At 76.6% G+C, this 20,759-nt stretch carries 15 protein-coding genes, 2 tRNA genes and 1 pseudogene; 13 read left to right on the top strand and 5 right to left on the bottom strand.

Features of this window, described 5'->3' with window-relative positions; all coding sequences use genetic code 11:
* Window positions 1-238: 238 nt before the first annotated feature.
* From SM793_RS03010 to SM793_RS02985, 6 genes and pseudogenes are all read left to right on the top strand, one after another.
* Entirely contained in the window at window positions 239-1,327 is a 1,089-nt protein-coding gene (locus SM793_RS03010) for an HAD family hydrolase (RefSeq protein WP_320436390.1), read from the top strand.
* Between the two features lie 1,542 nt (window positions 1,328-2,869).
* A pseudogene (locus SM793_RS03005) lies at window positions 2,870-3,850 on the top strand (helix-turn-helix domain-containing protein); the annotation flags it as partial.
* An 866-nt stretch (window positions 3,851-4,716) separates the two neighbouring features.
* Window positions 4,717-5,319 carry an oligoribonuclease gene (gene orn, locus SM793_RS03000; RefSeq protein WP_320436389.1) on the top strand — a complete coding sequence of 201 codons (603 nt, stop codon included), beginning with the start codon at window positions 4,717-4,719 and terminating at the stop codon, window positions 5,317-5,319.
* 158 nt (window positions 5,320-5,477) lie between these two features.
* Window positions 5,478-5,553, top strand: a tRNA-His gene (locus SM793_RS02995).
* Between the two features lie 177 nt (window positions 5,554-5,730).
* On the top strand, window positions 5,731-6,177 hold the full coding sequence (locus SM793_RS02990; protein ID WP_320436388.1) for a DUF4442 domain-containing protein: 447 nt from the start codon (window positions 5,731-5,733) through the stop codon (window positions 6,175-6,177).
* A 269-nt stretch (window positions 6,178-6,446) separates the two neighbouring features.
* Entirely contained in the window at window positions 6,447-7,430 is a 984-nt protein-coding gene (locus SM793_RS02985; protein ID WP_320436387.1) for a hypothetical protein, read from the top strand.
* A gap of 49 nt (window positions 7,431-7,479) precedes the next feature.
* On the opposite strand, the gene SM793_RS02980 is transcribed toward SM793_RS02985, so the two are convergent.
* From SM793_RS02980 to SM793_RS02970, 3 genes are all read right to left on the bottom strand, one after another.
* Window positions 7,480-7,950 carry a GNAT family N-acetyltransferase gene (locus SM793_RS02980; RefSeq protein ID WP_320436386.1) on the bottom strand — a complete coding sequence of 157 codons (471 nt, stop codon included), beginning with the start codon at window positions 7,948-7,950 and terminating at the stop codon, window positions 7,480-7,482.
* 195 nt (window positions 7,951-8,145) lie between these two features.
* Entirely contained in the window at window positions 8,146-9,075 is a 930-nt protein-coding gene (locus SM793_RS02975; protein WP_320436385.1) for a fused MFS/spermidine synthase, read from the bottom strand.
* A gap of 122 nt (window positions 9,076-9,197) precedes the next feature.
* On the bottom strand, window positions 9,198-9,698 hold the full coding sequence (locus SM793_RS02970) for a hypothetical protein (RefSeq protein WP_320436384.1): 501 nt from the start codon (window positions 9,696-9,698) through the stop codon (window positions 9,198-9,200).
* A gap of 396 nt (window positions 9,699-10,094) precedes the next feature.
* Between SM793_RS02970 and SM793_RS02965 the strand changes: the two genes are divergently transcribed.
* Entirely contained in the window at window positions 10,095-11,840 is a 1,746-nt protein-coding gene (locus SM793_RS02965) for a hypothetical protein (protein ID WP_320436383.1), read from the top strand.
* 81 nt (window positions 11,841-11,921) lie between these two features.
* On the opposite strand, the gene SM793_RS02960 is transcribed toward SM793_RS02965, so the two are convergent.
* Entirely contained in the window at window positions 11,922-12,578 is a 657-nt protein-coding gene (locus tag SM793_RS02960) for a histidine phosphatase family protein (RefSeq protein WP_320436382.1), read from the bottom strand.
* Window positions 12,579-12,809: 231 nt separating this feature from the next.
* Between SM793_RS02960 and SM793_RS02955 the strand changes: the two genes are divergently transcribed.
* From SM793_RS02955 to SM793_RS02930, 6 genes are all read left to right on the top strand, one after another.
* Complete coding sequence (locus SM793_RS02955) at window positions 12,810-14,090, top strand: hypothetical protein (protein ID WP_320436381.1); 1,281 nt, start codon at window positions 12,810-12,812, stop codon at window positions 14,088-14,090.
* Complete coding sequence (locus SM793_RS02950) at window positions 14,087-15,787, top strand: hypothetical protein (protein WP_320436380.1); 1,701 nt, start codon at window positions 14,087-14,089, stop codon at window positions 15,785-15,787. The genes SM793_RS02955 and SM793_RS02950 overlap by 4 nt, the downstream gene beginning before the upstream one ends.
* The gene (locus SM793_RS02945) at window positions 15,784-17,187 is read left to right on the top strand and encodes an AAA family ATPase (protein ID WP_320436379.1); all 1,404 of its coding nucleotides are present in this window, start codon (window positions 15,784-15,786) and stop codon (window positions 17,185-17,187) included. Before SM793_RS02950 ends, SM793_RS02945 begins: the two co-directional genes overlap by 4 nt.
* 245 nt (window positions 17,188-17,432) lie before the next feature.
* The gene (locus tag SM793_RS02940; protein ID WP_320436378.1) at window positions 17,433-17,840 is read left to right on the top strand and encodes a hypothetical protein; all 408 of its coding nucleotides are present in this window, start codon (window positions 17,433-17,435) and stop codon (window positions 17,838-17,840) included.
* A gap of 143 nt (window positions 17,841-17,983) precedes the next feature.
* A complete protein-coding gene (locus SM793_RS02935) occupies window positions 17,984-18,517 on the top strand; it encodes a bifunctional DNA primase/polymerase (protein ID WP_320436377.1) in 534 nt (177 codons plus the stop codon).
* Between the two features lie 105 nt (window positions 18,518-18,622).
* Window positions 18,623-18,696 (top strand) — tRNA-Lys (locus SM793_RS02930).
* Window positions 18,697-18,847: 151 nt separating this feature from the next.
* Here SM793_RS02930 and pgi read toward each other — a convergent pair.
* Complete coding sequence (gene pgi, locus SM793_RS02925) at window positions 18,848-20,509, bottom strand: glucose-6-phosphate isomerase (protein ID WP_320436376.1); 1,662 nt, start codon at window positions 20,507-20,509, stop codon at window positions 18,848-18,850.
* Window positions 20,510-20,759: the final 250 nt, after the last annotated feature.

Raw genomic sequence — 20,759 nt, 5'->3', positions numbered from 1 at the left:
ACTGAGCGGACCGGGTGGCGCAACAGGACTCCGGGACACCGTGACCGGACTGTCATGGATCGATGACGATCCGTTGCGGGCCGGTCACGGGGCAGTGAGGCGGCGCGGGCCGGCGCCGGCTCCCGGACTGGGCGGAGCCGAACGGTCCCGGCACCCGTTTCAGCCAATACGTACGGGTTCGCGACGGCGCCCGGCATTTGCCAGATGCATAGGCAGGGCCGCTGGCACCATGCTCGACATGCCCCTGCTCCTGCTCGACCTCGACAACACGCTGCTCCCCAGGGACGCCGCATTCCGGGCCTGGGCTCAGGATTTCCTGCTCGAACGGGCCCTGCCGCCCGCCGACGTCGAGTGGCTCGCCACCATCGACGGCGGCGGCTACGTGCCGCGCAGCACCGTACTGTCCGCCGCCCGCCGCCGCTACGGCCTGGACGAGTCGCTCGACCGGCTGCTCGCGCACTACCGGCGCGGCATCAACGCCCACATCCACTGCCCGGCGCACAACCTCGACGCGTTGCGGGCCGCGCGCGCCGCCGGGTGGACGCTGGGCATCGTCAGCAACGGCAACACCGGGGCCCAGCTGGAGAAGATCCGGCGGACCGGCCTCGGGCCGATGGTCGACGGCTGGGTGATCTCCGAGGAGGCCGACTGCCTCAAGCCGGACCCGCTGATCTTCGAGATCGCGGCGCAGCGGTGCGGCGTCGCACCGACCGGGGACTGGGCCACCCACACCTGGATGGTCGGGGACCACGCCCCTGCCGACATCGCCGGCGCGGAACTGGCCGGGCTGCGGAGCGTGTGGCTGCACCACGGCCGCCCGTGGGCCGAGCCCGGTTACCGGCCCACTCTCAAGGCGGCCGGCCTTCCGGAGGCCGTCGGGCAGGTACTGGCCGCCCGCACCGCCCCGTCGCCCCGGCCGGCGGTGCGGGCCGGGGCCACGGCACGGCGCGGGGCGGTCGCCGGCCGATCGTTGGCGAGCCGGCCGGTCGTCGGCCGGCCGGGCGCGGGCGGGGCGCGGGGCGGAGCGGTGGTGGAGCCGGACCCGACGGCGCAGAGCGGCGCGCACCACGGCGTGCAGTTCTTGCCGTCCGCCCCGAACGGCGGGCATGCGCCTTCTGTCGCGCACGCCGACGGCGATGCCTCGTCCGCCGCGGCGGCCGGATCCGCTGTCCGAAACCGGTCCGGCGGGTTTGCCCGGCGGCCCGACGGCCGCCCCGGTGCGACGCCGCCGCCGGTCCCGCTCCCCGTCCGGCCGTCGGCGCCGTCGGTGATGTCGTCGACGCCGGCTCCGGACACTTCGGCTCCGAGCCCGGCCCGCGCCGGATAGCGGACCACGGGCCCCGGCGGCACCCCGGCACCGACCCGCCGACCAACCCGCCGACCGACCCGCCGACCGACCCGCCGACCAACCCGCTGACCGGCCGGCCGGTCGATCCGCCGGCTTCGGCCGGCCCGAGGGCGGACGACCTCACCCTCCGTCAGCAGTTCGATTCGGAACCGGCCGAAGGCCCGGTGCGAGAGCGGGGGTCGCAGCGGCGCCGGCCGGACGGCCGCCGTCCAGCGTTCGGACCGGGATCCGGCCGGGACCCGCCCGCCGACCGCCCCGCCGGTACCGGGATCGACACCGTCAGTTCCGGTTCCGGTACGGCCTGTTCGTGCACGGGCGGCGCGACCCGGGGCAACCGCGCGCCGCGGGCCGGCCCGCGCGCGGACATCATGGCCGGTCCTACGCCTGCCCGGGGTCGCCGCCGTTGGCCGGTTCGAGCCGGCGGCGATCTCCGCGGGAGCCCGGTGACGCGACGTCACCAGTTCCCGTTTCGCGGCTCCGGCCCTGGCCGGATGAAGCCTGGGAGGCGCATGTTCCGGCGCTGTGCGCCCCTCGGGTGCACCGCCTATTTTCGGTCAATCTCGCCCGGGTCCCCTGTCCTTGGGCAAATCCGCAGCCCAGGCGCACCGGCCGGGTACGTCGGAGCCGGACGTCCCAGGACCCGTCCCGCGACAACCAGCCACCGTTGCACCGACCCTCTTCCCAGAAGGGTCGACGGGTGCCACGCTTCGTGATCGAATGCATCACGCCAAATTGCCATGTCGACATAGCGTCGGATGGTGAACTTGTCACAACGGCAATGGTCCACCCGATAGATTCGATCTTGGCCAGCAGTGCCGCACCACACCACCACACCACCGAGGGGGCTTGAGCGCCTTGAGCAGGGTGAGCAGGAGCGACGCGGGTCCTGACAGCGGCCAGCCCGTGGCCGGCATCGTGGGTCGTTCCACGAGAGGCACCGGCTCTCAGGCCTCCACCGCCAACACCCGTCACTCCGGCACCGCCTCGTACCCCTCCTATTCCACTGCGGTCCCGGCCGCCCCGGGGGCACCGTCCGTACCAGGCGTCCCAGCCGGTCCGGGCGCACCGTCGGGCGCGGGTTCCCCGTCCTTCCCGGCCACCCCGGAGCACGGCGGACGCCCCGTCGGTCGATCCGGTGTCAGCCACGGGGGCGGGTACGGAGCGGGTCCGGACGGCCGGGCGGGGGCGTCGGTTACCGGCCATTCCGGAAGTCACCAGAGCGGCCACCCGAACGGTCACCAGAGCGGGCACCAGAACGGCGGCGGCCACCCCGGCAACGGATACGGCCACCCCGGCCCGGAGAGCGGCTTCGCGGCCTTCGCCGCGACGGGGGCGCCCGGCCAGGGCCTCGGCGCGGTCGCCCACGGCATGGTCGGCGCGGCGGCCTCCGCCGGGCTCCCGGCCGGGCCGCTCGGCCTCGGCCCGGCGGGACACGGCGGCACCGGCCACGGCCCCGGCGGCCACAGCGGTCCTGCGGGCGGTCCCAACGGCTCCTCGACGCCCGGGACGGCCGGCTCCCCGCGCAAGCTCTCCGGCCGCCGGCGTCGGGAGACCGTCGCCGTCCTGATCTTCGGCGGCGCGCCGATCTTCGAGAGCTCGATCCCGCTCTCGGTCTTCGGCGTCGACCGCCAGGACGCCGGGGTGCCCCGGTACCGGCTGCTGGTCTGCGCCGGCGAGGAGGGCCCGCTCGCCACCACCGGCGGCCTCACCCTCTCGGCCCCCTACGGGCTGGAGGCGCTCGCCCGGGCCGGCACGATCGTCGTCCCGGCCTGGCGCTCGATCTCCCAGCCGCCGCCGGTCGAGGCGATCACCGCGCTGCGCAAGGCGCACCACGAGGGCGCGCGGATCATCGGCCTGTGCACCGGCGCGTTCGTCCTGGCCGCCGCCGGCCTGCTGGACGGCCGCCCGGCGACCACGCACTGGATGTACGCGCCGACCCTGGCCAAGCGCTACCCGCGGGTGCACGTGGACCCGCGCGAACTCTTCGTCGACGACGGCGACGTGCTGACCTCGGCCGGCACCGCCGCCGGGATCGACCTCTGCCTGCACGTGGTGCGCAGCGACCACGGCGCCGAGGCGGCCAACGCGCTCGCCCGCCGCCTGGTGGTGCCGAGCCGGCGCAGCGGCGGAGGACAGGCCCAGTACATCGATCAGTCTTTACCGGAGGAGATCGGCAACGACCCGCTGGCCGAGGTGGTCACCTGGGCGCTGGAGAACCTCAACCAGCAGTTCGACGTCGAGGTGCTGGCGGCTCGCGCCTACATGAGCCGACGGACCTTCGACCGGCGGTTCCGGACGCTGACCGGCAGCGCCCCGCTGCAGTGGCTGATCACCCAGCGGGTGCTGCAGGCCCAGCGGCTGCTGGAGACCTCGGAGCTGTCGGTGGACGATGTCGCGCGCCGTTGCGGCTTCCGCTCGCCGGTGGCGCTGCGCGGGCACTTCCGCCGTCAGCTCGGGGTCTCGCCGGCCGCGTACCGGACGAGCTACCGGGCCCGTCGGCCCGGTGCGTCGGCCCAGGTCTCCGCCGTGTCGGCGGGCGGTGACCTCCGGTCCGCCGGTGCGATCGCCTCGGCGGCCGCCCTCGGCGGGACGGTGCCGGGCCAGCACGGCGCGCTCGGCGGCCACGGCCTGCCGGGCGGGCACGGTCCCGCCTCGGCCCCGGGCTTCCCGGGCGGGCCGGGTGCCGCCGCGTACCCGGGCCAGCACGGGCAGCCGTCCGGCCAGGGCGTCCACGCGCGGGCCGGGCAGCCGTACCCGCACCAGGCGGCCGGGCACCAGGCGCACCCCGGGCAGCCGGGGACCGGGCGCGGTCCGGCGCGGCCGCCGATCGTTCCGGCCCAGCCCGGGCCCGGACCCGGCACGGGCCGGCCGCCCCGGACGGCGGAGCACGCCGCCGCCGAGGACGGGCACCCGCAGCCGGGGGCGCGCGGCCAGGGCCAGGGACACCGGAGCGCGGCCGACCGGCCGCAGGACGAGTCCGCGGCGGGTGGCGCCGGCCGGGTGCACGGCGCACCCGGCGGACGCCTGCCGGCCGCTGCCCCGGGCGGGGCGGCGGAGGCGCGGGCCCGGCAGGCCCGGGCGGGTCAGCTGCGTCCGCAGGGCGGCCGGAGCGCCGCGGCCGAGGCCAGGGAGCCCCGTGAGGCGCGGTCCGGCCGGGACGGTCGGCCCGCGCACCCCGGCGGCCACCCCGGCCGCGATGCCAGGGATGGCAGGGACGGCAGGGAGGTCCGGGACGCCAGGGAGACCCGCGAGGTGCGGGAGGCGGACGGCCACACGCCGGACGAGCACGGTTCCGAGGGCTACGCCCCGGCGCCCCGCTCGGCTCCATCGGTGCCCGCGGCGCGTGATCGCGCCGTAGGGTGAGTGGCGTGAATGACCGTTTGGTATGGATCGACTGTGAAATGACAGGCCTCGACCTCGACCGGGACGCCCTGGTCGAGGTCGCGGCGCTGGTGACGGACTCCGAGCTGAACATCCTCGGCGAGGGTGTGGACGTCATCGTCCGCCCGCCGGCGGAGGCGTTGGCGGGCATGCCCGACGTGGTGCGGGCGATGCACACCTCGTCCGGGCTGCTGGACGAGCTGGAGCACGGCGTCACCCTGGCCGAGGCGGAGGCGCTGGTGCTCGCCTATGTGCGCGAGCACGCGCCGGAAGCCGGGCGCACGCCGCTGTGCGGGAACTCGGTGGCCACCGACCGGGGCTTCCTGAGCCGGGACATGCCGGCCCTGGAGGGTCACCTGCACTACCGGATCGTGGACGTCTCCTCGATCAAGGAGCTGGCCCGCCGCTGGTACCCGAAGGCGTACTACAACAGCCCGCAGAAGGGCGGGAACCACCGCGCGCTCGCCGACATCCGCGAGAGCATCGACGAACTGCGGTACTACCGCGAGGCGGTGTTCGTCGCCCAGCCCGGCCCGGACACCGACACCGCGCGCGCGATCGCCGAGAAGTTCCAGCCTCCGACGGGCTGACCCACCGGCCGCGTCCCGTCCCGGTCGGGTGTCCGGACACCCGGACGTCCGACCGGAGCGGGACGGCGGGAACCCTGGCGCGAGCACCCTTCCGGATCCTGTAGAGTTCTTCTTGTCGGAACGGGAGCGCCGAAGAGCGTGAACGGTCCGGACTGATGGTGGGTGTAGCTCAGTTGGTAGAGCACCTGGTTGTGGTCCAGGTGGCCGCGGGTTCAAGTCCCGTCACTCACCCCATGACCCCGAGGGTCGGTTTCTTCAAGAGACCGGCCCTCGGGGCTTTTTCGCGTTCCCTCACCTCCGCGGCGGGGACGGAAGGGCGGTGTGACCTGGACCGCACCGTGGCCCGCGTCTCATCTTTTTCCCCGGCCGCAGGTCTGCCGCCAAAAGCTACCGGCTAGTAACGTTGCCGCCATGACGACACCTTCGATCGGCCAGCTGCTCGACTCCACCGTGCCGATGGCGCGGACCCTCAAGCTGGAGTACCTGGAGACCTCCCCCGAGCGCGCCGTGCTCCGACTCCCGGACCAGCCCGAGTACCACAACCACGTGGGCGGCCCGCACGCCGGCGCGATGTTCACGCTCGCCGAGTCGGCCAGCGGCTGCATCGTCCTGGCCGCGTTCGGCGACCAGCTCTCGCGCGCGGTGCCGCTCGCGGTGAGCGCCGAGATCGCCTACAAGAAGCTCGCCATGGGCGTCGTCACGGCCACCGCGGTCCTGGGCCGGCCCGCCGCCGAGATCGTCGCCGAGCTGGACAAGGGCGAGCGCCCCGAGTTCCCGGTGACCGTCGAGATCACCCGCGCCGACGGCGCCGTGACCGGCGTCATGACGGTGGTCTGGACGCTGCGCCCGAACTCCTGAGTTCCGGCGCCATCTGGGGGCGGGGCCGGGAGCGGCACGGCCCGAGCCGGAGGGAAGCCCGGCGCGAGCACGGCGCGAGCACGGCGCGAGCACGGGCGGGCGCGCGCATCGCGATGACTGTCCGTGACGACGCGGCCGTGACCTCACGGCCCGTCCGCTCGTTCTCGATTCACGTGCGAGCCAATCACGCGGCCAGTGGCCCGGAACCCGCCCGACGGGCCGTCGGCAGCCGCTGGCGTCCGGCCGGCCGGCGTCCGGCCCGGCGGTGGTTGCCCGGGCCCCGGGCCGTCGCGGCCGGCGGGGCGCTCCTCGCACAACTCTGGGGGTTCGGCGCCTGTGCGGCCGACGCCGAGGCGCTCCCGGAACCGGCCGGCCGGACCGTCGGCCGGGCGCTGACCGGCGGTGGGACACCGGCCGACGGACCGTCGGCCGGGCACCCGGGCGGAGTGCGTGGCGTCGGTTCCGCTGCCGGGGCCGCCCCCGGGCGGACGACGGCGCCCGCCGCCCGCGCCCCCGCCGCCTCGCCCGGCCCCTCCCCCGCACCCGGTCCGTCGTCCGGGCCGGACCTGCCGGGGCAGGACCCGACCGCCGGCCCGCTCGACCGGATCACCGGCCCGGCTCCCAAGGACGCGACCGGTGCCGGGCCCGGCACCGCGACCGGCGGCGCCGTACCCGAGCTGGACGGCGCGACCACCGCCGTCGGCAGCGTGCTCCAGGACCGGATCCGGGCCGGCGGACTCCCGCTGCCGGGGCAACGGGCCGCCGTGCCCGACGCGTTCGCGATCGCCTCCGGACTGCTCGGCACCCTGCCCGCCCAGTCGCGCCCGGACGAGGCGCGCGCGACCCGGGACGCGTCGGCCGACGGACCGGCGGGCGGACCGGCGGGCGGCTCCGCCCGGACCGGCGGGAGCGCCGACAGCGGACGGCCCGGCGGCGACCAGCGCCACCCCGCGGCCCCGCCCCCGGTCCCCGCCCCCTCGGACCGGCCCCAGCACCCCGCCCCCGGGCATCCCGGCACCGTCGGCACCGGGAGCACTCCGGCGGCCGGACCCGCACCTGGCCGGCCCGCGGCCGACACCCCGGCGGCGGCCGGGACGGCCCCGTCGCCCGCCAGGGCCGCGTCGACGGCCGTGGTCACCGTCGCGCACGACGCCGCCGGCACCGCGACCGCCGTCCTCGCCCCGATCGCGGCCGGGCTGGCCCTGACCGGAGCCGCGATGTACAAGCACCGGGGCCTGCCGAAGGGGCACTGAGCACGGTCGGCGGACCCGGGGCACCGGGCAAAGGCCCGCCCAGCGCCGGTCAGCGACCGGGGGCCGGCTCGGTCAAGTAGCGGGTGAGGAGAGGCAGTTCCCGGCCGGGGATCGAGCCGGGCGCGACGGTGCCGGTACGGGCGGCGTTCAGGGCCAGGTAGAACGGCTCGGCGTGCGAGTCGGAATCGACGACGATCCGGGTGAGGCCCAGGGCGGCGGTCTCCGCGCACAGGTGCTCCACCAGGCGGCGGCCGATCCCCCGGCCGACGGCGTCCGGCTCGACGAAGAGCAGGTCCGTCCCGCCCTCCGGCGGCGCCCCGGTGGGGGTGACGAAGCCCAGCACCCGGCCGTCGTCCTCGGCGACGGTCGTGCGGTCGGCCTCGATCTGCCCGGACTCCAGGGTGAGTTCGGCCCGGCAGGCCGCCATGAAGGCGGCGTCGTAGCCGAGACGGGCCTTGGACCGCAGGGCCAGGGCAGTGAGTGCCGCCGCCTCGCTCGGCCGGGCCGGTCGGATCGGCACGACGTGCGGCCCTCCTGGTCGGGTCGGCGCGACCGGCCCCGCGCCGCGCCGGCCCCATTCTCGGCGGCCCGAGGGCATGGCGGCCAATCGGGCGCGGGGCCGACCGAACGCGGGGCCGAGCGGACGTCGGCGCGGTCGAACGGGCCTTCACCGTCCGCCCGTTCGACCGCGCCGGGCCGGGCGGGGTCGCCGCGACTACCGGAAGACGCCCGGGGGCGGGGCCGGGGACGGAGCGGCGGCGGCGTCCGCCACCGGAGCCGCCCCGGCGGCGAAGTCGGCCAGGGCGCGGCCGTGTTCGACCCGGCCGAGGGCCGCGTCGGAGGCCACCCGGCGGGTGAGGTCGGCCAGTGGGAGCGGGGTGTGCGCGGCGGCCAGGACCAGGTTGCCGAACCGCTTGCCGCGCAGCACCGCCGGGTCGGCGACCAGGCAGAGTTCGGGGAAGACGGCACCCAGGGTGGCCACCTGGGAGCGGGCGAACGCCAGCGCCGAACCGTCGGCGATGTTGACGGCGTACCAGCCGCCGGGGGCCAGGGCGCGCGCGGCCAGCGCGGTGAACTCGACGGTGGTGCAGTGGGCGGGCACCCGGGCGCCGGAGAAGACGTCGGCGATCACCAGGTCCACGCTGCCCTCGGGGGTGCGCTCCAGCACGGCGCGGGCGTCGGCACCGCGCACCTTGACCTGCCAGCCGCGGTCCAGCGGGAGTTCGGTGCGGACCAGGTCGGTGAGCGCGGTGTCGATCTCGGCAACCTGCTGGCGCGAGCGCGGGCGGGTGGCGGCGACGTAGCGGGCCAGGGTGAGGGCTCCGCCGCCGAGGTGGAGAACGGTGAGCGGACGGCCGGGCGGGGCGACCAGGTCGACCAGGTGGCCGAGCCGGCGCTGGTACTCGAAGCCCAGGTGGGTCGGGTCGGCGAGGTCGACCAGCGACTGCGGCGCGCCGTCGACCAGCAGCGACCAGGCGGCGGGGCGGTCGCGGTCGGGGCGTAGTTCGGCGAGGCCGGAGTCGACGGCGCGGGTGAGCGGGCCCTGCGCGTGGGTGCGGCCCCCGGGGCCGGTGGCGGCCGGGTCTGCCGCGGCGGCGGCGCGGCCCCGGTCCGTGGTGCGGCCGGCTCGGTTGCTTCGTCCCATACCGGCCATTATCGCCGCCCCCGAGGAGGTCCGGCGGCCCGGCCCGGGCGGTGACAGCCTCCGAACGGGAGGCGGCGGCCCCGGAACGGGAGGCGACAGCCTCAGAACGGCAGGCGGCGGCCTCAGAACTGACCGAAGCCGCCCGCGGCGAGGGTGCAGGCGGCCTCGCAGAGCGCCGAGCGCAGGACCCAGGCGTCGGTGGGGCGGGCGGTGCAGTCGGCGCCGGCCGGGGGCATCACCCAGCGCGGGTCGGTGGCGGGCGGGAGCGGGGAGCCGGCGGCACAGGAGCTGCCGGGCAGGTGCCAGGTCGCCGAGGTGCCGGCCGGGACGAGGAAGGAGACGGTGGCGCCGTTGCGGCTCTGCAGGACGGCGCCGCAGGCCCGCCGCAGGCGCAGGATGTCGACCGCCTCCAGTCCGTGCCGCAGGGCGACGGTCACGGTGTCATGGGCGGCGGCCGGGGCGCGGTCCTGGTCGGCTGCCGGACGCCGGGAGGGGCCGCCGCCGGACAGCGGGCAGGCGGGGCCGCGGTCGTCGGCGGCCTCGGGCAGCATGGCGGGGGCGGCGGCGGCCGGCATCCCTCCGGCGACCAGGCGGCGGTACTGCGGTACTCCAGTGGCCGGCATCGGCCCTCCTGTCACCTCGTCGGAGTGGAAGCCGCGCCGCCCGGCGTGGGGGGTGCCGCTGGGGCTGCCGCCGGGGGGTGCGGCAGGGACGGCGGACGGGGCTTCCACGTAACAGCACAACGCCGGGCGGGCCCCCGAGGCCACGGGGCGCCTTACAGCAAGGCATGGCATTTCATGGCGGATCCCGGCAACTACGCCCGGTTTGCCCGGTATTGGTGGCACATCATCCACCAACGCACTGTGGCCGCCCGGTGACTCCCGGTACTGTCGGTGCCGCGCCCGGCAGCCCGTCGGGCCCCAGTGGACCCACTCGTGGCCGGGCGCCCCCACCGCCCCACCGCCACCCGATCCTGGCACCACCACCCCGCACCACCCCGCACCACCACGGAGCGCACCATGGCAGCCACCCCACCGGCCGAGCCGAACCGCCCGTCACCCAACGCCGTGATGCGCGCCCTGCGCGGCGACCGCTCGCCGGGCGAGTTCGCCATGGCCGTGCGCCGGGCGGCCCGTGAGATCGGCGAGCACGTCTCGTGCGACGCCCGGTACATCGGGCGGGTCGAGTCCGGCGAGATCCGCTGCCCCAACTACGCGTACGAGCGGGTGTTCCGGCACATGTGGCCGGAACGCTCGCTCACCGAACTGGGCTTCGCCCCCCGTACCGCCGTCCGGCGCCGCTCGACGGACGGCGGTACGGGGGGCGAGGGTGAGGGTGAGGGCGGGGGCAACGGCGGCGCGCGGCCCGGCGGCGGGACCGCCCCCGGACAGCACCCCGGACAGCACCCCGGCCAGCACGCCGAACAGCCCCCCGGGCAGTACGCCGGACCCCGGCCGGGTCCCGCCGCCGCGCCGGACGGCGGACCGCCACCGCCGCTCCACCCGCCGTTCCCGCCCCTGCCCGCCCCCCGCTCTCCGCTCTCCATCCAACTGCCGTACGCTGCCTGGCCGTACGCGGAACCGCCCGCACCGGATGGGCCCCCGGTGCCGAGGTTCGCGACGGCGCCCCGGGGGTCCGCCGGACCGCACCATCCCGACGAGGAGAACGACGACGTGCGTCGCCGTACGTTCCTGGCCGGCGGCCCTGCCGCGCTGGCCACCGTGATCGGCATCGACCGGCCCGCCCCGGCCGCCGCGGCCGATGCCCCCCGCACGGCGGGCGCCCGCTCCGGCCCCGGCGACGGCTTCGTGCCCGGAAACGGCTTCGTGCCCGGCCGGCCCCGAGCCGTCCCGCCGCCCCGCAAGGTCGGCGCGGCCGAGGTGCTGGGCGTCGAACAGGCCGTCCGGGACATCCGGTTGGCCGACGACGCGCACGGCGCCGACACGCTGTTCGAGCAGGCGGGCCGATCGCTGCGGTCCGCCTACGTCCTGCTCGACGCCTGCGAGTACTCCACCGAGACCGAGCGCAGGCTCCAGGCCGGCGCCGGCGAACTGGCCGTCTCGGTCGGCTGGTTGGCCCACGACTCGAACCGGCTCGCGGACGCCCGCTCGTACTACGCCGAGGCGCTGGCCACCGCGCGGATGGCCGGGGACGCCTCGTTGGAGGCGCATGTCTTCTGCAACAGCGCCTTCCTCGCCCGCGACGCCGGCCGGCCCCGGGAGGCACTGCGCGCCGCCCAGGCCGGGCAGTCCGCGGCCCGGGGGCTCGACTCGGACCGGCTGCTCGCCCTGCTCGCGATGCGCGAGGCCGGCGGCTGGGCGCTGCTGCAGGACCGCGCCGCCTGCGAGCGGGCGGTCGCCCGGGCCTGCCGGCACTTCGACCGGGGCCCGTCCGAGACCGATCCGGAGTGGATGTCGTTCTTCGGCGAGGGCGAACTCGCCGGGCTGCAGGCCCAGTGCTGGTCCGCCCTCGGGGACTGGGAGCGGGCGAGCGAGCGCGCCGGGCTCGCCATAGCGCTCCAGAAGCCGCACTTCGTCCGCAACCGGGTGCTGTACACCGCCGAACTCGCCCACGACCGGCTCGGCCGCGGCGACCTGGCGGGCGCGGCCGAGCACGGCTCGGCTGCCGTGGCGCTGTTCGACGAAGTGCGCTCGGCGCGGATCCGCTCGATGCTCGCGGACACCGCCCGGCGGCTGCGGCAGCACCGGCGGGTGCCGGAGGTCGGGCGCTTCCTGACCGCGTACGGCGCGGCGGCGGCCGCCTGAGACCCGGCCGACCCCGGCCGCCCGGCCCGCCGACCACCGAGGCAGCGACGACCGGGCAGGGAGGCGGGCGCCCGTACCGGGTCAGGACCTGTGCGTGAGGGTCTCCAGGTGGCCCTGGTCGTTCCAGAGCTCGACCGCCGGCGCGCCGTACTCCCAGGAGAGGATGCAGAGCGCGGCCGTGCCGAGCTTGAACCGCTGGGCGAACTCGGGCGGCAGGCCCAGCCAGCGGGCGGTCAGGATGCGCAGCAGGTGGCCGTGGGCGAAGAGCACCACGTCACGGTCGGCGCAGTGCATGACGGTGGTGTCCGGCTCCGGCACGCCGTGCTCGGTGTTGAGGTCCGCGAGGAGGGCGTCGACCCGGGCGGCGACGTCGGAGAGCTTCTCCCCGCCGGGGACGCCGTCGCGCCAGATCAGCCAGCCGGGGTGGTCGGCGGCGCGGATGTCGGCGCCGGTGCGGCCCTCGTAGCTGCCGTAGTCCCACTCCATGAGCTCGGGGCGTTCGACGGCCCGGTCGCCGAGGCCGGCCAGCGCGCAGGTCTCCTTGGCGCGGTCGAGCGGGCTGGTGAGGACGCGGGCGTCGGGCAGGCCGTTCCAGGGTGCCGCGGCGAGGCGGACGCCGAGCGCCCGGGCCATCGCGCGGCCGTCCTCGGTCAGCGGGATGTCGGTGCGGCCGGTGTGGCGGCCGGTCGCCGACCACTCGGTCTCACCGTGGCGGACCAGCAGGATTCGGGCGGGCATGGAGGCTCCTCGCGATCGGGGCGGGTGTCGACGTCGGCCTCGCCATCGAGCACCGGCCTCCATGATCCCGCACCCGCGCAGCGCCCACGATCCCGGCCTCCGGCTCCCGCCCCGCCGGGCCCGGCGGCGGTCCCGGCGGCGGGCCCGGCAGCCGTCCGTTCGTCGCCCGTTCGTCGCCAACGGCCGGTTCCGGCCGGATTGTCGGAGCCGGATGCGACACTGGGCCGCACCATGAACGTCTCGACGAACGCCCCGCTCCGCGGGCCGGCGGAGCCGCTCGCCCAGCGGCTCGCCGAGCTGCGCGGACCGGCGCCGCAGCGCAGCCTGAACGCCCGTGCCCTCGCCGCCCTGGCCGCCAATCCGGGGTGCCACCGCCGCGCCGTGCTGGACGCCGCCGGGGTGGACAAGACGGCACTGGCCGCCCGTCTCGGCCGCCCCGCTCCCTTCGGCCGGTCGCCGCTCGCGCTGGCGCGCGGCGTCGTGTTCGAGGCCCGGTTGAAGGAGAACGGCTACGCGGCGCTGCTGGAGCCGCTGCGCCGCCGGCTCGGGCCGGCCGGCGAGGACGGCCCGCTGCTCGTGCCGGACCTGCTGCAGTCCTCCGGTCCGGCCGTGCGGGCCGACCGGACGGTGGCGGCGCTCGCGGAGGCGGCCGCCGAGGAGCACGCCTGGACGCTCCTGGACCATCCGCTGCTCCGGCTGGACGTGGCCGGTTCGACCGCCTACCTGGAGCCGGACGCCGTCGTGGTGCACGGCGGGCGCTGCACGGTGGTCGAGATCAAGTCCTTCCCGGTGCTGGACGGCACCGCGGACCCGGGCAAGGTGGGCGCGGCCGCCCGCCAGGCGGCGGTCTACGTGCTGGCGCTCCAGGAGGCCGCGGCGGCGCTGGCCGGGCGGGCGGTGGACCCGGACCCGTACGCCGAGCAGCGGCTGCCGGGCAGCCCCCGGACGAGCGTGCTGCTGGTCTGCCCGGAGGACTTCGGCAGCCGGCCGACCGCCGTGCCGGTGGACGTCCGCCGCGAGCTGGCGACCACCCGCCGCCAGCTGAGCCGGATGACCGGCATCGAGCGGCTGCTGGCGGTGCTACCGCCGGGGGCGGACTTCGACCTCTCCCCCGACGCGGACGGCGCCCCCGTCCGGTCCGCCGAGGAGCTGGAGCGGACGGTCGGGACGGTGCCGGCCGCGTACAGCCCGGACTGCCTCTCCACCTGCGAACTCGGCTTCCACTGCCGGGCGCAGGCCCGCTGCGACGACCGGGTCGAGCAGCTCGGCCGGGGTGTCCGGGGCGAGCTGGGCAGCATCCGCACGGTGGGCGAGGCCCTGGCGGTGGCCCGGACCGGGCCCGCACCGGGTGGCAGCGACGACGGCAGCGGCGACGGCAGCGGCGACGGCAGCGGCGACGACGAGGACGGGGACGGGGCCGACGAGGCCGCCGCCCGGCTGGCCTACGCCGCCGCCCTGCGCGCCGAGGCGCTCGGCCGCCCGCACCCGGCCGGACCGGAGGGCGGGCGATGAGCCTGCTGACCACCCTGGCCCGGCTGGAGGCCGTCCGCGGCGGCCGGGCCGAGCCGCTGGCCACCGTCCGCCACCGGCACCTGTCGGAGCGCCCGATGGTGCTCGTCCCGCTGACCTCCGCCGGTGAGGACGGCGCCCCGCTGGCCGTGCTGCTCGGCACCGACCGGGACGCGCCGGCGCTGCACATCGTGCCGCAGCCGCTCAACCGCACGCTGCGCTCCGAGTTCCTGGCCGACCTGGCCGCCGACCTGCTGCCCTACCTGGAGTCCTTCGGCGACGAGGTCGAGCTGATCGAGGGCTCCGAGAAGGACCCGGAGACGGGTGCGAAGGCCCCGGTGGTCCGCGAGCTGTGCGCGGACGCGCCGCAGCTGGTCGTGCCGAACACCGGGGGCGTGCGCCACCTGGCGCTGCTCGGCCGCTCGACCCGGTTCCGCCGCACCGCCGAGGACGAGGACCCGGGCCCGTTCCCGGCCCCCGCCCGGGTGCCGCTGCTCGGCCGCTGGCTGACCCACCTGGCCGAGCGCTCGGCCGTGCCCGGGTCCAGCCTGCTGCTGCCGATGACCGGGCTGCTCGCGCGGCACTGGGCCACCGGCCAGAGCCACCTGGAGGACCAGCACCTGGCCGCCCTGCTCGCCTGGCACGCCCCGCCGGAGGGCCTGACCGGCGCGGAGGCGGCCGAGCGGGCCGAGACCGAGCGCAACGCCGAGGGCCGACTGGTCCGCCCGCCGGCCGGTCCGACCACCGACCCGGTGTTCGACACCAAGGTGCTCGCCCCGGCGATCGCCCGCTACGACGCGGCCGCGACGGCCCTGCGCGAGGCCGAGGGCCCCGGCGGCGGGGACGCCACGGCGGCCCGGGAGGCCGTCCGGGTCTCCGTCGACCGGCTGCGCGCCGTGCTGCGCGCGGAACTGCTGCCGGCCTGGCACGACGTCTGGCACGGCCTGGACCTGCTGCGGGCGCTGCCCCCGGCCGGCCACCTGGCCGAGCGCTGGACCGGCGACCGCTGGTCGTACACCGGCCACCGGGACCGGCTGGCGGCCGGGGAGCCCCCGCAGCCCCGGGTCGACGACGCCGTGACGGCCGCCCGCAAGCTCGCCCAGCGCGAGCGCGAGCAGACCCGGCTGGACGTCCAGGAGGCGCTGGACGACCCGCTGGCGATGGCTGAGCACCGGCTCTCCGGGGAGGCGTTCAGCGGAGTGGTGACCGAGGTGGTGCCGGACTACGACACCACCGGCCGCTCCCCCAAGCCGCGCCCGCTGGTGACGGTGCGCACCGGCGACCGCCCGCACGCCGACCCGGGCCGGGAGGTGCACCGGGTCCGGACGGCGCCGGGGCCGGAGGCCGGGCCGGGACCGGCGCAGAAGGCGGTGATCGCCGCCGTCGACCCGGAGGCCGGCACCGTCACCGTGCGGGTGCTGTCCGGCATGGGGCGGAAGAAGGAGCCCGAGCCGGGGAGCCTGCCCGAGCCGGGCGAGCGGGTGACGTTCACCCTGTTCGAGCTGACGGTCCGGCAGGCCGCGCCGCTGCCCGATCCGGACGACACCCCGTGGACGCACGGCGGCCCGCCCGGGGCCGTCGCCACCGTGCTGCCGGCCGTGACCGGCAGCCACACCCACACCGGCACCGGCACCGGCAGCCACACCGACACCGGCACTCACACCGGCACCGCCGAGGACTGGGAGCGATCCGGCCGATGAGCGACACCGAGCAGACCTCCCCGCCCACCGGCCCCGGCGACCCGGCCGGGGAGCCGACGCCCGGAGCGGCGGCCGACGCGGCGGTGGCACGGATCCTGGAGGCGACCGTCCGCCCCGCCGTCGGCGCGCCGCGCGGTGTCGTGGTGGACTCGCCGCCCGGGGCCGGCAAATCGACCCTGGTGGTGCGTGCCGCCCGGGAGCTGGTGGCCGCCGGGGAGCGGCTGATGATCGTCGCCCAGACCAACGGCCAGGTGGACGACCTGGTCGACCGGCTGGCCGCCAAGGCCCCCGATCTGACGATCGGCCGGCTGCACGCGGCGGACGCCCGCCCGGGGCCCGAGGTGCTGCGCCACGCCAATGTGACGCCCTCGGACAAGGTCGCCGAGCTCGCCGAGCTGGACGTGGTGATCTCCACCTCGGCCAAGTGGCAGTGGGTGCGGACCGAGCAGCCGTGGCGGCACGCGATCGTCGACGAGGCGTACCAGATGCGCTCGGACGCGCTGCTGGCGGTGGCCCGGCTGTTCGAGCGGGCGCTGTTCGTCGGCGACCCGGGCCAGCTGGACCCGTTCACCGTGGTCGGCACCGAGCAGTGGGCGGGCCTGTCCTACGACCCGTCGGGCAGCGCGGTGGTGACCCTGCTCGCGCACAACCCGCAGATCCGGCCGCACCGGCTGCCGGTGTCCTGGCGGCTGCCGGCCAGCGCGGCGCCGCTGATCTCCGGGGCGTTCTACCCGTTCACGCCGTTCCGTTCGGGTACCGGGCCCGGGGACCGGCGGCTGACCTCGGCGGTGCGGCCGGACGGTTCGGCCCTGGACGCGGCGATCGACCGGGCGGCCGAGCACGGCTGGGCCCTGCTGGAGCTGCCCGCCCGGCACACCGTGCGGACCGATCCGCAGGCGGTCGCGGCGGTGGCGGCGACCGTGCGGCGGCTGCTGGACCGGGGGCTGACCGCCCACTCCGAGCAGGGGTCGGCCCCGCTCACGGCGGACCGGGTCGCGGTCGGCACGGCCCACCGGGACCAGGCGGCGGCGGTCCGGGCGGCGCTGGTCAAGGTCGGGGTGCCGGTGGACGGGTCGGCCGGCCCGGCGGTGACGGTGGACACCGCGAACCGGCTGCAGGGGCGGGAGTACGACGTCACGGTGGTGCTGCACCCGCTCTCCGGGCGGCCGAACGCGACCGCGTTCCACCTGGAGACCGGCCGGCTGTGCGTGCTCGCCTCCCGGCACCGGCACGCCTGCATCGTGGTGGCCCGGGCCGGGATCGCGGAGCTGCTGGACGAGCATCCGGCCACCGAACCGGTGCAGCTGGGTGTGCCGGTCGCCTTCCCCGACGGCTGGGAGGCCAACCACCGGGTGCTGCACCACCTGTCCGGCCACCGGGTGCGGCTGGGCCGCTCCTGAGGCCGGGCGGCCCGGCCCGGCCGGCGCCGCCGGGGGTGCGGCCGGGCCTCGCGGACGCACGGTGGGGAGACGGCGGGCGCACGGTGGACGCACGCCCCCGGCGCATCCGCCGGGAATAGCGCCCGGACGCGCACCGTTCCGTTACCGGCCGCCGGCGCGAGACAATGGACGGCGGCCACGACCGGGCGGCGCCCGTCCCGAGCAGTTGTCGCCCGCCCCCATCGAGCACCCGGAGGTGTCCGTCCATGCCCGACTCCCAGGCGCAGGCGTCCGACCCGAGCGGCCCCGCCGCGGCGGCCGGTCCCGGTGCGGGCGCCGGTGCGGCGCCCGGCCGGCGGCAGCGTCCGGTGCAGCTGCTGTTCGAGCCGCAGGCCGACGAACCGGAGCCGGAGCGCTTCTTCGACCTGGAGTCGATCGACGACCCGGCCGAGCTGCTGCGCCGTTCCACCGAGCTGGCCCTGGCCTTCCGGGCGGCGGCCGAGCGGGCGACCGACTTCCAGGCGGTCGCGGCAGCGCAGCTGGCGGATCCGCGCCGTTTCGACGCGCTGCCCGAGACCGAGATCGCGGTCCGGGCGGACTGGACCCCGGACTACGCGGCCAAGATGATCGAGTACGGCCGCAGCCTGCTCCGGCCCCGGCGGCACGAGGACTGACCCGGCCCGGGCGGCGGCAGTAGGTGCCCGGCGCCTCTGGCATATGCCGGAGGAAGCGGAAGGGTACGCCCGTGCCCGCCCCGCTGTCCGGCGAACCGGAGTTTCCCTCCCGGCCACGGCCCGGAAACCCCAGGCTGCTGTCCGTGGACATCTGGACCTATCAGTCGGTGGAGTACGTGACCGTGGCCGGGGAGGCCTGGCTCGCCTCCGCCAGCGAGTACCCCCGCAGCATGCGCGCCCTCTGGGAGTCCCGGCCGTGGGCGCCCTCGGTACTGCCCTGCGGCCGGGCCTTCGACGTGATCAGCATGCCGTCGCTGTTCGGCCGCCGGGTGCTGGACGAGCTGTGGGCCTCCGGTCCCGGCTGCGGACCGGTGGCGGTCTTCCGGGGGCGGACCCTGCTGTTCGCGCAGCCCGGGGCCGCTCCCCGGCTGCGCCGGCTGCTGGCCTGGGAGGAGTGGGCCCGGGACGTGCCGCCGCTGCTCTGCCACGGCAAGGGCGACACGGTGACGGTGCCGCCGGTGCAGCGGATGGTGAACAGCCCGGACTCGCCCGGTCTCGGCTCCGGGCGGTGGATCGTCGCCCCGGAGAGCCGGGAGCCGTGGCTGCCGGGCGCCTCCGTCGTCCTCTGGGCCTGCGTCCGGGCGGCCCGCGAGCCGGTCGGCGCCTGCCCCCCGTAGCGGACCCCGCAGCGGACCCCCTGGCCCGGAACGGCCGCCCGGGAGGTGCGGGTATTCGATTTTGGCCGGACCGCGCCCCGCTGCTAGAGTCCTCTCTGTCAGCAGGCGCCGCTAGCTCAGTTGGTTAGAGCAGCTGACTCTTAATCAGCGGGTCCGGGGTTCGAGTCCCTGGCGGCGCACAGACAACCGGAAGGCCCCTCGCGCGAGCGAGGGGCCTTCCGGCGTTTCCGGCACCCTCTCGGCGCCACCCGGGGGCTCCGGCGAACAGCACCCGGAACGAACAGCACCCGGGCCGCCGCCCGCCGGAGCGGACGACGGCCCGGGCGGGCCTCAGCGGCCGCGCAGCTCCCGGTAGCGGGCCACCAGCGCGGCGGTGGAGCTGTCCAGCCGCTCCGTGCCCTCACCGGTCAGCAGCACCGGCTCGATCCGCTTGGCGAGCACCTTGCCCAGCTCGACGCCCCACTGGTCGAAGGAGTCGATGTTCCAGATCGCACCCTGCACGAACACCTTGTGCTCGTAGAGGGCGACCAGCTGGCCGAGCACCGAGGGGGTCAGCGCGCCGGCCAGCACGGTGGTGGTCGGGTGGTTGCCCCGGAAGGTCTTGTGCGGGACCAGCTCGGCCGGCACGCCCTCGGCCGCGACCTCCTCCGGCGTCCTGCCGAAGGCCAGCGCCTGGGTCTGGGCGAAGAAGTTGGCGAGCAGCAGGTCGTGCTGGGCGACCAGGCCCGGCGGCAGGTCGGCGACCGGCTCGGCGAAGCCGATGAAGTCCGCCGGGATCGTCTTGGTGCCCTGGTGCAGCAGCTGGTAGTAGGCGTGCTGGCCGTTGGTGCCGGGGGTGCCCCAGACCACCGGGCCGGTCTGCCAGCTCACCGGCTTGCCGTCGCGGTCCACCGACTTGCCGTTGGACTCCATGTCGAGCTGCTGGAGGTATGCGGTGAACTTCGACAGGTAGTGCGAGTAGGGCAGCACCGCGTGCGCCTGGGCGTCGAAGAAGGCCCCGTACCAGACCCCGAGCAGGCCGAGCAGCAGCGGGACGTTCTCCTCCGGCGGGGCGGTGCGGAAGTGCTCGTCGACCAGGTGGAAGCCGTCGAGCATCTCCCGGAACGCGTCCGGGCCGATGGCGATCATCAGCGAGAGGCCGATCGCCGAGTCGTAGGAGTAGCGGCCGCCGACCCAGTCCCAGAACTCGAACATGTTCGCGGTGTCGATGCCGAAGTCCGCGACGCCCTCGGCGTTGGTGGAGAGCGCGACGAAGTGCTTGGCGACCGCGTCGGCGCCGGCGCCCAGCTCGGCGAGCAGCCAGTTCCGGGCCGAGACCGCGTTGGTGATGGTCTCGATGGTGGTGAAGGTCTTGGACGCGACGACGAACAGCGTCTCGGCGGCGTCCAGGTCGCGGACGGCCTCGTACAGGTCGGCGCCGTCCACGTTGGAGACGAAGCGGACGTCGAGGTCGCGCCGGCTGAAGGAGCGCAGCACCTCGTGGGCCATCGCGGGGCCGAGGTCGGAGCCGCCGATGCCGATGTTGACGACGGAGCGGATCCGCTTGCCGGTGTGGCCGCGCCACTCGCCGCCGCGGACCTGCTCGGCGAAGGCGGCCATCCGGTCGAGCACGGCGTGCACCGCGGGGACGACGTTCTCGCCGTCGACCTCGATCACGGCGTCACGCGGGGCGCGCAGCGCGGTGTGCAGGACGGCGCGGTCCTCGGTGGTGTTGATCCGCTCGCCGCGGAACATCGCGTCCCGCAGGGCGGCGACGCCGGTGGCCCCGGCCAGTTCGCGCAGCAGCGCCAGGGTCTCGTCGGTGACGAGCTGCTTGGCGTAGTCGACGTGCAGGTCGCCGACCTGGAGGGTGTAGCGGCGGCCGCGTTCCGGGTCGGCGGCGAACAGCTCGCGCAGGTGCGTGTCGCCGAACTCCTCCCGGTGCTTGGCGAGGGCGGCCCACTCCGGGGTGCGGTCCAGCGGGGTACGGGCGTCGGCGCGGGTCTCCGACATCGGTGGCTCCTCGTTTCCTCGGGTGCAGATACCGGCAGGACCGGGCGGGAGGGTGTCGCGCGGCCGTGCGGGTCCTGGGGGGGTGCGCCGACTCCGTTGACGGCCTTGCCCGGGATCAGCCTATGCAACGCCGGGGGCCCCGGCGCACATTCCGTTCGTCGGCGTCCGGTCGGGGTTCGCACTGTTCGGACGGGCTTCGCGGGGCGTCCGTCCGGCCGTCACGGTCCGTCCCTCCGACCCGCCGTGGGGT

Origin of the sequence: Kitasatospora purpeofusca (assembly GCF_034043715.1) — a bacterium.
Taxonomy (GTDB): Bacteria; Actinomycetota; Actinomycetes; order Streptomycetales; family Streptomycetaceae; genus Kitasatospora; species Kitasatospora purpeofusca_A.
This window is presented reverse-complemented; position numbering and strand designations above follow the sequence as displayed.